Annotated in this window: 12 protein-coding genes; 5 read left to right on the top strand and 7 right to left on the bottom strand. The window is 59.5% G+C overall.

Features of this window, described 5'->3' with window-relative positions:
• Positions 1–39 precede the first annotated feature (39 nt).
• Positions 40–2,982 (top strand): HD domain-containing phosphohydrolase, encoded by a 2,943-nt coding sequence (locus ACM6IO_RS00250; protein WP_414910705.1) that lies wholly within the window; start codon positions 40–42, stop codon positions 2,980–2,982.
• Here the strand turns inward: ACM6IO_RS00250 and ACM6IO_RS00255 are convergent, their stop codons facing one another.
• A complete protein-coding gene (locus tag ACM6IO_RS00255; protein ID WP_008030351.1) occupies positions 2,983–3,465 on the bottom strand; it encodes a GAF domain-containing protein in 483 nt (160 codons plus the stop codon).
• Positions 3,462–4,352 (bottom strand): ATP-binding protein, encoded by an 891-nt coding sequence (locus ACM6IO_RS00260; protein WP_008030353.1) that lies wholly within the window; start codon positions 4,350–4,352, stop codon positions 3,462–3,464. The genes ACM6IO_RS00255 and ACM6IO_RS00260 overlap by 4 nt, the downstream gene beginning before the upstream one ends.
• Positions 4,353–4,517: 165 nt before the next feature.
• Here ACM6IO_RS00260 and ACM6IO_RS00265 point away from each other — a divergent pair, with 165 nt between their 5' ends.
• Positions 4,518–6,839, top strand: a complete 2,322-nt coding sequence (locus tag ACM6IO_RS00265) for a response regulator (RefSeq protein WP_318652969.1) — start codon at positions 4,518–4,520, stop codon at positions 6,837–6,839.
• Here the strand turns inward: ACM6IO_RS00265 and ACM6IO_RS00270 are convergent.
• The 3 genes from ACM6IO_RS00270 to msrB all read right to left on the bottom strand — a co-directional run bounded on the left by ACM6IO_RS00270 (position 6,823) and on the right by msrB (position 8,351).
• Entirely contained in the window at positions 6,823–7,284 is a 462-nt protein-coding gene (locus tag ACM6IO_RS00270; protein ID WP_008030355.1) for a MarR family winged helix-turn-helix transcriptional regulator, read from the bottom strand. The two genes, ACM6IO_RS00265 and ACM6IO_RS00270, sit on opposite strands and share 17 nt — an antisense overlap.
• The gene (locus ACM6IO_RS00275; RefSeq protein WP_008030357.1) at positions 7,281–7,766 is read right to left on the bottom strand and encodes a glutathione peroxidase; all 486 of its coding nucleotides are present in this window, start codon (positions 7,764–7,766) and stop codon (positions 7,281–7,283) included. Before ACM6IO_RS00275 ends, ACM6IO_RS00270 begins: the two co-directional genes overlap by 4 nt.
• Before the next feature lie 189 nt (positions 7,767–7,955).
• Positions 7,956–8,351 carry a peptide-methionine (R)-S-oxide reductase MsrB gene (gene msrB / locus ACM6IO_RS00280; RefSeq protein WP_280161882.1) on the bottom strand — a complete coding sequence of 132 codons (396 nt, stop codon included), beginning with the start codon at positions 8,349–8,351 and terminating at the stop codon, positions 7,956–7,958.
• A gap of 226 nt (positions 8,352–8,577) precedes the next feature.
• Between msrB and ACM6IO_RS00285 the strand changes: the two genes are divergently transcribed.
• Together ACM6IO_RS00285 and htpX are read left to right on the top strand one after the other, a co-directional pair.
• Positions 8,578–9,789, top strand: a complete 1,212-nt coding sequence (locus ACM6IO_RS00285) for a pyridoxal phosphate-dependent aminotransferase (RefSeq protein WP_008030363.1) — start codon at positions 8,578–8,580, stop codon at positions 9,787–9,789.
• 318 nt (positions 9,790–10,107) lie between these two features.
• Positions 10,108–10,995, top strand: coding sequence for a protease HtpX (gene htpX / locus ACM6IO_RS00290; protein ID WP_008044359.1), 888 nt, complete (start codon positions 10,108–10,110; stop codon positions 10,993–10,995).
• A gap of 198 nt (positions 10,996–11,193) precedes the next feature.
• On the opposite strand, the gene ACM6IO_RS00295 is transcribed toward htpX, so the two are convergent.
• Positions 11,194–11,850 carry a thiopurine S-methyltransferase gene (locus ACM6IO_RS00295; RefSeq protein ID WP_008044357.1) on the bottom strand — a complete coding sequence of 219 codons (657 nt, stop codon included), beginning with the start codon at positions 11,848–11,850 and terminating at the stop codon, positions 11,194–11,196.
• Positions 11,851–11,952: 102 nt separating this feature from the next.
• On the opposite strand from ACM6IO_RS00295, the gene ACM6IO_RS00300 reads away from it, so the two are divergent.
• Complete coding sequence (locus ACM6IO_RS00300; RefSeq protein ID WP_008044355.1) at positions 11,953–12,720, top strand: DODA-type extradiol aromatic ring-opening family dioxygenase; 768 nt, start codon at positions 11,953–11,955, stop codon at positions 12,718–12,720.
• A 29-nt stretch (positions 12,721–12,749) separates the two neighbouring features.
• Here ACM6IO_RS00300 and ACM6IO_RS00305 read toward each other — a convergent pair whose 3' ends face one another.
• Positions 12,750–13,463 carry a UTRA domain-containing protein gene (locus ACM6IO_RS00305; protein WP_008030372.1) on the bottom strand — a complete coding sequence of 238 codons (714 nt, stop codon included), beginning with the start codon at positions 13,461–13,463 and terminating at the stop codon, positions 12,750–12,752.
• Between the last annotated feature and the right edge of the window lie 139 nt (positions 13,464–13,602).

Consider the following 13,602-nt stretch of genomic DNA (forward strand, 5'->3'; position numbering starts at 1 on the left):
CGCTGAGCAGTGTGTTAAACATCATGGAGAGACCCCGCAATGACCAGCCCACTGCGCCCGGATCAACGACGGTTTCCCCTGCACGTCCATATCAGCGTGATGTTCACCTTCCTGTTGCTGCTGACTGGCGTGGTGCTGGGCATTTTCAACTATGGGCAAACCACGCAAATCATTCTGTCCAGCAGTGAGAAGCTCTTCGAGCGCATCGAGCAAGATGTCCGCCTGGACCTGCACGCCACCTATGAGCCCATTCGCCATCTGTTGAGCCTGCTGGTGTTCAACCCGGCGGCGCAGGCGCCCGACCTGGAGCAGCGCCTGGCATTGCTCAAACCCTTCAGCCAGTCGCTCAAGGACAATCCTGACCTGGCCTCGCTGTATCTGGGTTACGACAACGGTGATTTCTTCATGGTTCGCCCCTTGCGAACCGCCGCCCTGAAAGCGCTGCTCAAGGCCCCGGACAAAGCGGTTTATCAAGTCTGGAGCATCGAGCAAAACCGCGGCCCGGTGCATTCCCAGTCATTGTTTTTCGATCAGGAACTGAACCTCCTCAGCCGTCACGACAACCCCGACGACACCTACGATCCGCGCACCCGCGCCTGGTACTCCAGCGCTCGCGGCGACAGCGATCAGATCACCACCGAGCCCTACCTCTTTTTCTCCACTCGCAATGTCGGCACCACCCTCGCCCGGCGCAGCGGCGAGCACGCCATCATGGGCGCCGACCTGACCCTGGCGGAACTGTCCGCGACGCTGGCCAAGCACGTTGTAACCCCCAATACCGAAATCGTGCTGTTCGATGCCCAGGGCAATGCCATCGCATACCCCGACAGCAACAAACTGATCGTCGACGATCAGACCGCACGCCTGAGCAAGGCCGCCGACCTGAGTCCCGGCCTCGGCGCACTGCTGAACAACCCGCCAACAGGCAATCGGCTGAGGGCCGCCGGCCGGCAGTGGATCGTTGCCCGTAGCAGCATGCAGGAAGGTGGTCCGCAGGGGCTGCAACTGGCGCTGCTGGTGCCGGAAGACGAATTGCTCGCCGATGCCTACCGCATGCGTTGGCAGGGCGCGCTGATTACGCTGGCCACGTTGCTTTTGTGCCTGCCCTTGGGCTGGTTGACCTCCAGAGTTCTGGTCAACCCCCTGCGTGCACTGGTGCAGGAAGCCGATGCGATTCGCAGTTTCAATTTCAAATTTCCGGCCTCCCGTCGCTCTCCGGTACTCGAAGTCGACCAACTGAGCGTGTCGATGGCGCGCATGAAAGACACCCTGGCGAGTTTTTTCCGGATCACCGACAGCCTGAGCGCCGAGACCCGGTTTGCCCCCTTGCTGGAAAGGGTGTTGTTCGAAACCGTGAAAATCGGACAGGCCCAGGCGGGCCTGATCTATCTGCGGGAAAATGACGGCGATCGCATGACACCTCATGGCCTGGTCATCAACGACATTTCACAGGCATTGCCCGCGTTCGACATTCGCAGCCATGAACTCCAGGACCCACAGAGCCCTGCCTGGCTACAGCAGCTGTCGCATGCCGACAACGTGGTCACCAGCCTCGGTTTCGACCAAGTGGGGGATTTGCAGAAAGTGTTGCTGGCGATGGAATGCCCGCGGGTGCATCTGATCGGTATCCGCCTGCACAATCGCCATAACGAAACCGTGGGCCTGCTGGTCCTGTTGCTGGCGGACAGCGGCGATCAAAGTGATCTGGAAAAGCTTCGTCCGGACCGTATCGCGTTCCTTCAGGCTGTGTCCGGCGCGGCCGCCGTGAGTATCGAAAGTCAGCGCCTGCAAGCCAAGCAAAAACAGCTGCTGGACGCGTTCATTCAACTGCTGGCCGGTGCCATCGACGCGAAAAGCCCTTACACCGGCGGCCATTGTCAGCGAGTGCCGGCGCTGACGTTGATGCTCGCCCAGGCTGCCGCGGCGAGTCAGGACCCGGCCTTCAGCAGTTATCAACCGACCGAGGACGAGTGGGAAGCGCTGCACATCGCCGCTTGGCTACATGATTGCGGCAAGGTCACCACGCCGGAGTACGTGGTCGATAAAGCCACCAAGCTGGAAACCCTGAACGACCGTATCCACGAAATCCGCACCCGCTTCGAAGTGCTCAAGCGCGATGCCTGGATCAGCTACTGGCAAGCCGTTGCCCTGGGCGGTGACGAGCAGCACCTGGCGGAACTGCGCGATGCCACTCTGGCGGCGCTGGACGATGATTTCGCGTTTGTTGCCCGCTGCAATCTGGGCGGCGAGGCGATGGCCGAGTCCGATTTGCAACGCCTGCGCAACCTGGCCCAGCGCACCTGGACCCGAACCCTTGATGACCGGCTGGGCGTTTCCTGGGAAGAGAACCGGCGTCAGGCGCGAACATCGGCGCCGACCCTGCCGGTCAGCGAGCCGCTGCTGGCGGACAAACCGGAGCACCTGTTCGAACGCGCCGAAGGCGAGCTGATGCCGGAAGACAATCCCTGGGGTTTCAAACTCGATGTGCCCCGCTACAAGTACAACCGGGGCGAACTCTACAACCTGAGCATCGCCCGAGGCACGTTGACGCGCGAGGAGCGTTACATCATCAATCACCACATGGTGCAGACGATCCTGATGCTCAGCCACCTGCCCTTCCCCGGCCACCTCAACAACGTCGCGGAAATCGCCGGCGGCCACCACGAAAAAATGGACGGCACCGGTTATCCAAAACAATTGAAGCGCGAGGAAATGAGCCTGCCGGCGCGGATGATGGCGATTGCCGATATTTTCGAAGCGCTGACCGCCGCCGATCGTCCCTACAAGAAAGCCAAGCCGTTGAGCGAAGCACTGGGCATCATGGCCACCATGTGCCGTGACGCCCACATCGACCCGGAGCTGTTCAGGCTGTTCATCAACGCCGAAATCTACCGGCAATACGCCGAGCGATTTCTCGATCCGCAACAGATCGATGCCGTAGACCCGCCAGGCCTGCTGGCCAAGGCAGGCTTGAGGGCGTGATCAGCAGTCGGTCAGGCGCAGGAAGATGGCCGCCAGTTTTTCAATCCCGGCTTGATCGTGTTCGGTGAAGCGCGCCAGTTTCGGGCTGTCGAGGTCCAGCACGCCGATCAGGCGGCCGTCCTTGACCAGCGGCACAACCAGTTCGCTGTTCGATGCGCTGTCGCAGGCGATGTGCCCGGGAAAGGCGTGCACGTCTTCGACCAACTGAGTCTGCAACGTCGCCGCCGCTGTCCCGCACACGCCACGACCGAACGGGATGCGCACGCAAGCGATCTGCCCCTGGAACGGACCCAGCACCAGCTCTTCATTGCGATTGAGGTAGAAACCGGCCCAGTTCAAGTCGTCGAGCTGGTTGTACAGGAACGCGGAAAACTGTGCGGCGTTGGCGATGAAATCACGCTCGTCCGCCAACAAGGATTCCAGTTGTGCGTGCAGCATGCCGTAGCCTTCAAGGCCTTGGCCGCTTTGTTGTAAATCGATCATGCCTTGTGCTCCAACAGCTTCAGCCCGACCCAATAGCGGGCAAATTGATAGGCGCAACGTCCGTTGCGATTGCCTCGGCCGGTGGCCCAGCGCACCGCGAGGATGTCCAGTTCTTCGTCACGCTGCCACTTCAGGCCGGCCTTGTCGGCCAACTGACCGATCCAGTGCTCGACCACATTGAGGAAGTGTTCCTGCGTAAACGGATAGAACGACAGCCACAGGCCGAAACGGTCCGACAGCGCGATCTTGTCTTCCACAGCCTCGCTGGGGTGCAATTCGCCGTCGACCCTTTTCCAGTTTTCGTTATCGCTTTCCTTTTCCGGCACCAGGTGGCGACGGTTGGAAGTGGCGTACAGCAAAACGTTGTCCGGCGCCTGTTCGAGAGAGCCGTCGAGCACGCTCTTGAGCACGCGATAATCGCCCTCGCCCGCCTCGAACGACAGGTCATCGCAGAACAGCACGAAACGTTGGGGCAGTTTGGCGATTTGCTCGACCACACGCGGCAAGTCGGCCAAGTGATCGCGTTCGATCTCGATCAGTCGCAGACCGGTCTTGGCGTGTTCGGCCAGCAGCGCGCGCACCAGCGACGATTTACCGGTGCCACGCGAGCCCCAGAGCAACGCGTGGTTGGCTGGCATGCCGTCGAGGAATTGTTGAGTGTTTCGACCCAGTTGCTCTACTTGGCGGTCAACACCGATCAGGTCGGACAGCCGCGTATCGAGGCTGACCTGCAGCGGCAGCAGAAAACCGCTGCGCCCTTCCCGCTGCCAGCGTGCGGCCAGGCAATGCGTCCAGTCGATGGCTTGCCGAGGTGCGGGCAAGAGCGGTTCGATACGGGCCAGAACGGCATCGGCGCGTTCAAGAAAAGCATTCAATCGGGAATCCACGTCTTCTCCTCGGGCACGTTCACAGTAATGATGGCGCTACAGCGACGAAATACAGCATTCACAGACGTGTTCATCCCGTGCACAAGGGCTCGCGAGAACATCGGTATCCATGCATGATCGACTATGCTTGAGCAGCGAAGGGAAACGGAAGTGGTTCGACACCCCATGGATATCAAGTTCACCAACCGGCTGTCCTACAAGCAAGCCCGGCTTACCGTGCTGGTCGGTTTCATTCTGGGTACGCTGCTCAGCCTGCTGCAAATAGGCATCGATTATGCCAGTGAAGACGCCTCCATCAACCGTGAAATAGTGTCTTTGCTGGAAATCAGCCATAACCCCGCTTCGCGCATTGCCTACAACATCGACGCCGAACTCGCCCAGGAACTGACCCTGGGCCTGCTGCGTTCACCGGCGATCATCGCTGCACAACTGACCGACAACAACGGCTCGGTGCTCGCCAGTGTCAAGCGCCCGCCATCGCAGAGCAGCTATCGGGTGATCAGCGACTTTCTGTTCGGTGCCAACCGAGCGTTCGAAGACCGGCTGTATCTGGATCACTTGCCCAACGAATCCCTCGGCACCTTGCGCCTGGAAGTCGACACCTATTCTTTCGGCAACCGCTTCCTGCGTCGGGCCGAAGTGACCCTGCTCAACGGCTTTGCCCGCAGCCTGATCCTGACCGGCATCCTGCTGGCGCTGTTCTATGTGATGCTGACCAAACCGCTGGTGCGGGTTATCCGCGAACTCAGCAGCCGCGATCCGCGCAGTGTCGAACCGACCTGGCTGGAGTATCCGAGCGGGCATAAAAACGATGAGATCGGCGTGCTGGTCAAGGTTGCCAACCAGCAATTCGAGAACATTGCCACTGAAATCCAGCAGCGGCGCAACGCTGAAAACCGTTTGACCGATTACCTCGGGCAACTGGAAAACATCGTGTCGGCGCGCACCGCCGAACTCAAGGCGATCAACAGCCGGCTCAGCCAGTCCAACCAGGAACTGGAAGTCGCGCGCAGCACCGCCCTGGACATGGCCGAGGCACGCTCGGTTTTTCTCGCCAACATGAGCCACGAGATCCGTACGCCCCTCAATGGCTTGCTGGGGATGATCGCGCTGTCCCTCGACGGCCCGCTCAATGCCGAGCAACAGCAACAACTGTCTATCGCCCATGACTCGGGCAAAGTGCTGGTGGAGTTGCTCAACGATATTCTCGACCTGTCGAAATTCGACGCCGGTCAGCTTGAACTCGAACACATTCCGTTCGACCTCGGTTCGCTGATCGAGGACACCGCCAACCTGCTGTCGCAAAACGCGGCGCCAAGCGTCGAACTGACGTGCCTGATCGAACCGACATTCCCGGCGCTGGTGCTCGGTGACCCGACCCGGGTCCGGCAGATCGTCAGCAACCTGTTGTCCAACGCCCTCAAATTCACCCGTTTCGGTCGGGTCGATGTGCGCCTGTCGACGTACGAAGACGGCGTCAGAATCGAAGTCTGCGACACTGGCATCGGCATCGCCCAGGACGCTCAGGTCAAGATTTTCCAGCCATTCACCCAGGCCGGCGCCGGCATTACCCGACAGTTTGGCGGCACCGGGCTGGGGCTGGCGCTGACTTACAACCTCTGCGAAGCCATGCAGGGGCGCCTCACCATCAGCTCGGAAGCCGGTTTCGGCAGCCAGTTCTGCGCCGACCTGCCGCTGCCGAGCCACACCCGCGCCTTCGCCCCGGCCACGCTGCACGGCAAGGTGATCGCGATCACCACCGGCAGCAGCGGCCTGGCGGAACTGTTGAAGAGTCTGTTGCCGGGTTGGGGGCTCGACTATCAGCAGCGTTCGATCGATGACGCGATGATTGGTCTGAAGTCCGACGTGGTCATCACCGATTGCCCGGAATGCCTGTTTCGCCTGCGCCCCACCTGTACCGCACCGATTCTGCTGGTGACCGCTTACGGCAGTTTCATGCCCAGCGAACAGGCCAGCGCCCTGGCGCCGTTACAACAACAGGCCCGGCCTCTGGCGCGCAATGCGCTTTACCAGACACTGCGGCGAGTGTTGCAACCGGAAATCAACACCATCAACGATGCGCGACTGGAGGCGCTCACTCCCCAGCGCCGCGGACGGGTGCTGCTGGTGGAGGATAATCCGGTCAATCAATTGGTGGCCAAGGGCATGCTCGGCAAACTCGGTTGCGAGGTGATTGTCGCCGCCCACGGCGGCGAGGCCCTGGATCAGCTGGAGCAAAGCGAATTCGATCTGGTGCTGATGGACTGCAACATGCCGGTGATGGACGGCTACGAAGCCAGTCGGCAAATCCGTCGCAGCGGTCGCTGGCCGCAATTGCCCATCGTCGCCCTGACCGCCAACGCCATGTCCGAAGAACGCGAACGCTGCCGTGCGGCGGGCATGAGCGATTACCTGGCCAAACCTTTCCGCCGGGAAGAACTGGCCGCCCTGCTGGACCTGTGGATGCCCGCTACGACAGTGCCTTGATTTGTCCCAACAAGTGGTCAAGCCCCTCGCGCAGATCATTCAAGCGATCCAGATCGACACCGCTGTCACACAACAGTCGGGCTTTGAGCGGCCCGACCTGATCGCGCAACGCCTTGCCCGTGGGCGACAGGCTCAGGTGCACTTCACGCTCATCCCGCGCTGAACGCTGACGCTGCACCAGTTGCAGTTGTTCAAGTCGCTTGAGCAGCGGCGTCAACGTGCCGGAATCCAGCGCCAGGCGCTCGCCCAACGCCTTGACCGTCGGCTGCTCCGGCGCCGCCTCCTGCCATTCCCACAAAACCAGCATCGCCAGGTATTGCGGGTACGTCAGGCCGAGCTGATCGAGCATCGGCTTGTAAGCGCGGATCACCGCCCGGGAAGCGGCGTACAGCTTGAAGCAGAGCTGGCTGTCGAGCTTCAGGGAATCGACGGACAAGGTATTCATTTGAGCAGGGCTTCGATCTCGCGGCTGAGGTCTTGCGGCTTGGTCGCGGGAGCGAAGCGCTTGACCAGTTGGCCGTCCTTGCCGATCAGGAATTTGGTGAAGTTCCACTTGATGCCCTGAGAACCCAGAACACCCGGTGCGCGTTTTTTCAGCTGCACGAACAGCGGGTGGGCGTCGGCACCGTTAACGTCGATCTTTTTGAACAGCGGAAAGCTGACACCGAAGTTCAGTTCACAGAACTCGGAAATCGCGCCTTCATTGCCCGGCTCCTGCTTGCCGAACTGGTTGCACGGGAAACCGAGCACCACCAGCCCTTGATCCTTGTAGGTCTGCCACAGTTCTTCCAGCCCTTTGTATTGCGGCGTGAAGCCACATTTGCTCGCGGTGTTGACCACCAGCACCGCTTTGCCGGCGTAATCCGCCAGGGTCTTTTTCTCACCCTTGATGGTGGTGCAAGGGATGCTCAGCAGGTTGTCGCTCATGATTCGGACTCTCGAATGAAAGAAGATGAGGTAAACATAGCGAGCAATTGAATTGTGTGCAATTTAAATTATTGGGTGCCGAATATCTGTAGGAGCGAAGCTTGCTCGCGAAGGCGTCTTAACATTCAACACTGATGTTGACTGACCCGACGCCTTCGCGAGCAAGCTTCGCTCCTACAAGGGCCCGCATTACGAACGCGGAACGAGATCCAGGCACACAGAGTTGATGCAATACCGCAGGCCGGTCGGCGGCGGACCATCCGGGAACACATGCCCCAGGTGCGCATCGCATTTGGCGCAGACCACTTCGGTACGGATCATGCCGTGGCTGACATCACGGATTTCAGTCATGGCGCTGTCGCCGATCGGCGCATAGAAACTCGGCCAGCCGCAGCCAGAGTCAAATTTGGTTTTTGAGTCGAACAGCGGCTCATTGCAGCAGATGCAGTGGTAAACACCGTCGGTTTTGGTGCCGTTGTACTTGCCGGAAAACGGCCGTTCGGTGCCCTTGAGGCGGCAAACGTTGTACTGCTCCGGATCGAGCATGGCCTTCCATTCTTCCAGGGTTTTTTCCAACTTTTCCATCATCACACCTCAGCAGCTGAAAAAGCCCGATCTGTACCTTTTCCACGGATCGGGCGGCACGTATGATTGCGCCTCGTCAAACGCCAGTCTGGCAGCCAGACCACGCGCATTCAAACGGATTTATGGGTGCTGCCTCTCAAGGCGCCAGGCCTGTGTGAATACGCAGGATTCCCAGTACGGTAGTTCATACACCGCCTGGATCGTTCATTTTCGGGAACACATCGCCATGCAGGTCAGCAAATCGAACAAGCTCGCCAACGTCTGCTACGACATTCGCGGCCCAGTGCTCAAGCACGCCAAACGCCTGGAAGAGGAAGGCCATCGCATCCTCAAGCTGAACATCGGCAACCCGGCGCCTTTTGGTTTCGAAGCGCCGGATGAAATCCTCCAGGACGTGATCCGCAACCTGCCGACCGCCCAGGGCTACAGCGATTCCAAAGGCCTGTTCAGTGCGCGTAAAGCCGTCATGCAGTACTACCAACAGAAGCAGGTAGAAGGCGTCGGCATTGAAGACATTTACCTGGGCAACGGCGTTTCCGAGCTGATCGTGATGTCGATGCAAGCGCTGCTCAACAACGGCGACGAAGTGTTGGTGCCGGCTCCGGACTACCCGCTGTGGACCGCCGCCGTGAGCCTGTCGGGCGGCAACCCGGTGCATTACCTGTGCGACGAGCAGGCCAACTGGTGGCCCGACCTGGCCGACATCAAGGCCAAGATCACCCCGAACACCAAGGCCCTGGTGATCATCAACCCGAACAACCCGACCGGTGCGGTGTATTCGAAGGAAGTCCTGCTGGGCATGCTGGAACTGGCCCGCCAGCACAACCTGGTGGTGTTTTCCGACGAGATCTACGACAAGATTCTGTACGACGATGCCGTGCACATTTGCACCGCGTCTCTGGCCCCGGACCTGCTGTGCCTGACCTTCAACGGCCTGTCCAAGTCCTATCGCGTGGCCGGTTTCCGTTCTGGCTGGATTGCTATCTCCGGTCCGAAACATCACGCGCAAAGCTACATTGAAGGCATCGACATGCTGGCGAACATGCGCCTGTGTGCCAACGTGCCGAGTCAGCACGCGATCCAGACCGCCCTCGGGGGTTATCAGAGCATCAACGATCTGGTCCTGCCGCAAGGTCGCCTGCTGGAGCAACGTAACCGTACCTGGGAATTACTCAACGACATTCCTGGTGTGAGCTGCGTCAAGCCGATGGGCGCGCTGTATGCGTTCCCGCGTATCGACCCGAAAGTCTGCCCGATCCACAACGACGAAAAATTCGTGCTCGACCTGCTGCTGTCGGAAAAGCTGCTGGTGGTTCAAGGCACCGCTTTCAACTGGCCATGGCCGGACCACTTCCGCGTCGTGACCCTGCCGCGTGTCGACGACCTGGACATGGCCATCGGACGAATCGGCAACTTCCTCAAATCCTATCGCCAGTAATCGGACTGGCCGCGTGCGACTTTTCCACGAAAGTCGCACGAGGATTAATTCAGCAACATATCTTTAAGCCTCGCCGTACATCCCCACTGCAATCACTGCCCGGTAGCAAGCTTTGTGACCGCGTCCAACAATCACGGGGCTCGCAACGCGAATCGGCTGACAAACACTTCCCCTGCCCACGTCGGAAATGCCCTGCAAGCGACTAGACTGTTGCTGTAGGACACAGTTTGAAATAGTCACCCGGTTGAATAGCCCGTTGCAGCACCTTATATACCCCGCAGTACGCTACATCTTTAGCAAAAGGAGATTTCTACAACCATGATGCGCATCCTGCTGTTTTTGGCCACTAACCTGGCGGTCGTGCTGATTGCCAGCATCACCCTGAGCCTTTTCGGCTTCAACGGGTTCATGGCGGCCAATGGGGTTGATCTCAACCTCAATCAGCTGCTGATTTTCTGTGCGGTCTTTGGTTTCGCCGGCTCCCTGTTCTCGCTGTTCATCTCCAAGTGGATGGCGAAGATGAGCACCAGCACCCAAATCATCACCCAGCCGCGCACACGTCACGAGCAATGGCTGCTGCAAACGGTCGAGCAACTGTCTCGCGAAGCCGGGATCAAGATGCCGGAAGTCGGGATTTTCCCGGCCTACGAGGCGAACGCGTTCGCCACTGGCTGGAACAAGAACGATGCACTGGTCGCGGTCAGCCAGGGCTTGCTCGAGCGATTCTCGCCGGATGAAGTGAAAGCCGTTCTGGCCCACGAAATCGGTCACGTGGCCAATGGCGACATGGTCACCCTGGCGCTGATCCAGGGCGTGGTGAACACCTTCGTCATGTTCTTCGCGCGGATCATCGGCAACTTTGTCGACAAGGTGATCTTCAAGAACGAAGAAGGCCAGGGCATCGCCTACTACATCGCGACCATCGTCGCCGAACTGGTGCTGGGCATTCTGGCCAGCTCCATCGTCATGTGGTTCTCGCGCAAACGCGAGTTCCGTGCCGACGAAGCCGGTGCACGCCTGGCGGGCACCAACGCGATGATTGGCGCACTGCAACGCCTGCGTGCGGAACAAGGGCTGCCGGTGCACATGCCGGACACCCTTAATGCTTTCGGCATCAACGGTGGCATCAAACAGGGGTTCGCCCGCATGTTCATGAGCCACCCGCCGCTGGAAGAGCGTATCGACGCATTGCGTCGTCGGGGCTGACAGGCTCGGCACTAAAAGAAAAGGCCCGCAGTGATGCGGGCCTTTTTTTGTCTGCTTGATTAATGCGGTGTTCATCAGGACCTCTTCGCGGGCAAGCCTCGCTCCTACAGGATTTGTGTCGTTCACATAATCGGCGAATTACACAAAACCTGTAGGAGCGAGGCTTGCCCGCGAAGAGGCTGGTAGAAGCAACATCAATTACCTGGCAGAAACCCGATAAACCCGCTCCTCAAGCCGCGTCACGCCGCTTTCGACGAATTTCCAGCTCTCACCCAGAACGTCCTGATCCTCCAGAATCTTCAACGACCACACAGCCCCGAACAACCGCTGCACTTCATCATCAAGCACGGCAAACGGTGGTCCGTCCTTTTGTGTCTGGTCGTAATCCAGCGTGATCAAAAGCCCCAACGCGTCCTTTGGCAAAATCCGGTTCAAATGAGCCGCGTATTGCTCGCGCATGGCCGGCGGCAGAGCGATCAGTGCCGCCCGGTCGTACAGGCCGGCGCAATCGGCAACATCGCCGGCCGTCAACTCGAAGAAATCACCACACCACAACTCGATCGAGCCTGCTCGATAGACCTTGAAGGGCCCCTGCTCAGTGACGTTCGGGTCAAAGTGATGTTCGCTGAAGAAATCTTCGACAGCCTTTTCCGACAGCTCAATTCCCAGGACTTCATGACCCTGGTGCGCCAGCCACAACAAATCCAGACTTTTCCCACACAACGGCACCAGTACGCGCGCCCCCTCCTCCAGCCCCAATTGCGGCCAGAAACGTTGCAGATAAGGGTTCACCTGCGGCAGATGGAAGCCGATCTGATTCGACTGCCATCGCTTGTGCCAAAACTCCGGCTGCATAAATATCTCCGAAAATTCGATCAAAACACCCTAAAACTTATATTAGATTTAGATCAATGATCTGACTGAAGATGGGCCCATCTTACTCTCAGGAGCTCCTTCATGTTCCCCAGCCTTTACATCTCTCATGGCTCACCCATGCTGGCACTGGAACCCGGTGCCAGTGGGCCGGCCCTCGCGCGCCTGGCTGCCGAATTGCCGAAACCCCGGGCCATCGTGATTGTTTCCGCGCATTGGGAAAGCAATGAATTGCTGGTCAGCGGCAATCCACAGCCTGAAACCTGGCATGACTTCGGCGGCTTTCCCAAGGCGTTGTTCGAGGTGCAATACCCGGCACCCGGCGATCCACAACTGGCCGCTGAGGTTGTCGAGTTGCTGAAACGCAGTGACCTGCCCGCCCGCATCGACAGCAAACGGCCCTTCGACCATGGCGTCTGGGTGCCGTTGTCGTTGATGTACCCGCAGGCGGATGTCCCGGTGGTGCAAGTCTCGCTGCCCACACGCGGCGGTCCTGCGCTGCAAACCCGCGTTGGCCATGCCCTGAGCAGCCTGCGCGAACACGGCGTGCTGTTGATCGGTTCGGGCAGCATCACCCACAACCTGCGCGAACTGGACTGGCACGCCGGACCGGAAAGCGTAGAACCGTGGGCGAAGGTGTTTCGCGACTGGATGATCGAGAAACTTGAGGCCAACGACGAAGCCGCGTTACACGACTATCGCCAGCAAGCACCGAACGCCGTGCGCAACCACCCGAGCGATGAACATTTGTTGCCGTTGTACTTTGCCCGCAGTGCCGGCGGAGCATTCAGCGTCAGCCACCAGGGTTTCACCATGGGCGCGCTGGGCATGGACATTTACCGCTTCGGGTAATGAAAAACCGAGACCTGCGGCGGCCAGGCTCAGACCACATCAACACCGACATGGATCGCATCGTGCCGCCAGAACTCCAGGTCACAATCGATCAAGCGTTCGTGTTGGTCGTAATTGACCCGGGCGATGCGCAATCCCGGACTCCCGACCGACACCCGTAACGCCGCTGCCGCATCCACCGACAACGCCGTCGGCACGATCTCGAAGCGCACCCGCCCGTAATGCAAATCGTAATGCCGCGCGTACAGCTCGGTGATCGACTGATTCAGATCAAACTCCAGAATCCCCGGGAAATACTGCGGATTGAGGTAGTGCTCCACGTACAACACCAGCCGCTCATCAATTCGCCGCGCGCGGCAAATCTGAATCACGCTCGACAACGCCGGCAACTGCAACCAGGCACAGACCGCCGCCGACGCAGGCTGCAAGCGTGCCGAAATCACCTCGGTAGATGGCACCCGCCCTTGAGCGCTGACCATCGCGTGAAAGTGGCTGCGCTGCATCAGGTTGTAAGCCAGGCGCGGTGGCGACACGAACCAGCCCCGGCGCTCTTCGCGATAAATCTGCCCTTGAGCCTCCAGCTGCAACAACGCTTCGCGCACGGTAATGCGTGTCGTGCCGAACAACTCACTGAGCTTGCGCTCTGCCGGTAACTTGCTGCCAGGCGCCAACAGGCCGTGGTCGAGCTGTTCCTGAAGAACCTGCCCGATGGCTGTCACCGCTTTGGTTGTCTCAATGCGCATCAACGTTACCTATCTGGACTAGACCAGCACTGTTTCGGAGCAGAACCGTCATTTGAAACGACTCCGTCAACTTTCAGCAAGCCTAGGCACTGCACATGACTGACAGATGACAAAGGCGCTGAACGGTGCAGTCAAACGT

The organism is Pseudomonas sp. IT-P44 (assembly GCF_949768225.1).
In the GTDB taxonomy this organism is placed as follows: Bacteria; Pseudomonadota; Gammaproteobacteria; order Pseudomonadales; family Pseudomonadaceae; genus Aquipseudomonas; species Aquipseudomonas migulae.

What these genes read in the sequence shown, in the direction of transcription:
- ACM6IO_RS00255 (WP_008030351.1), bottom strand. Translation starts at nt 3,465, where the DNA reads ATGATCGATTTACAACAAAGCGGCCAAGGCCTTGAAGGCTACGGCATG.
- ACM6IO_RS00285 (WP_008030363.1), top strand. Translation starts at nt 8,578, where the DNA reads ATGCAGGTCAGCAAATCGAACAAGCTCGCCAACGTCTGCTACGACATT.
- ACM6IO_RS00275 (WP_008030357.1), bottom strand. Translation starts at nt 7,766, where the DNA reads ATGAGCGACAACCTGCTGAGCATCCCTTGCACCACCATCAAGGGTGAG.
- ACM6IO_RS00295 (WP_008044357.1), bottom strand. Translation starts at nt 11,850, where the DNA reads ATGCAGCCGGAGTTTTGGCACAAGCGATGGCAGTCGAATCAGATCGGC.
- ACM6IO_RS00300 (WP_008044355.1), top strand. Translation starts at nt 11,953, where the DNA reads ATGTTCCCCAGCCTTTACATCTCTCATGGCTCACCCATGCTGGCACTG.
- ACM6IO_RS00270 (WP_008030355.1), bottom strand. Translation starts at nt 7,284, where the DNA reads ATGAATACCTTGTCCGTCGATTCCCTGAAGCTCGACAGCCAGCTCTGC.
- msrB (WP_280161882.1), bottom strand. Translation starts at nt 8,351, where the DNA reads ATGGAAAAGTTGGAAAAAACCCTGGAAGAATGGAAGGCCATGCTCGAT.
- htpX (WP_008044359.1), top strand. Translation starts at nt 10,108, where the DNA reads ATGATGCGCATCCTGCTGTTTTTGGCCACTAACCTGGCGGTCGTGCTG.
- ACM6IO_RS00265 (WP_318652969.1), top strand. Translation starts at nt 4,518, where the DNA reads ATGGATATCAAGTTCACCAACCGGCTGTCCTACAAGCAAGCCCGGCTT.
- ACM6IO_RS00250 (WP_414910705.1), top strand. Translation starts at nt 40, where the DNA reads ATGACCAGCCCACTGCGCCCGGATCAACGACGGTTTCCCCTGCACGTC.
- ACM6IO_RS00305 (WP_008030372.1), bottom strand. Translation starts at nt 13,463, where the DNA reads ATGCGCATTGAGACAACCAAAGCGGTGACAGCCATCGGGCAGGTTCTT.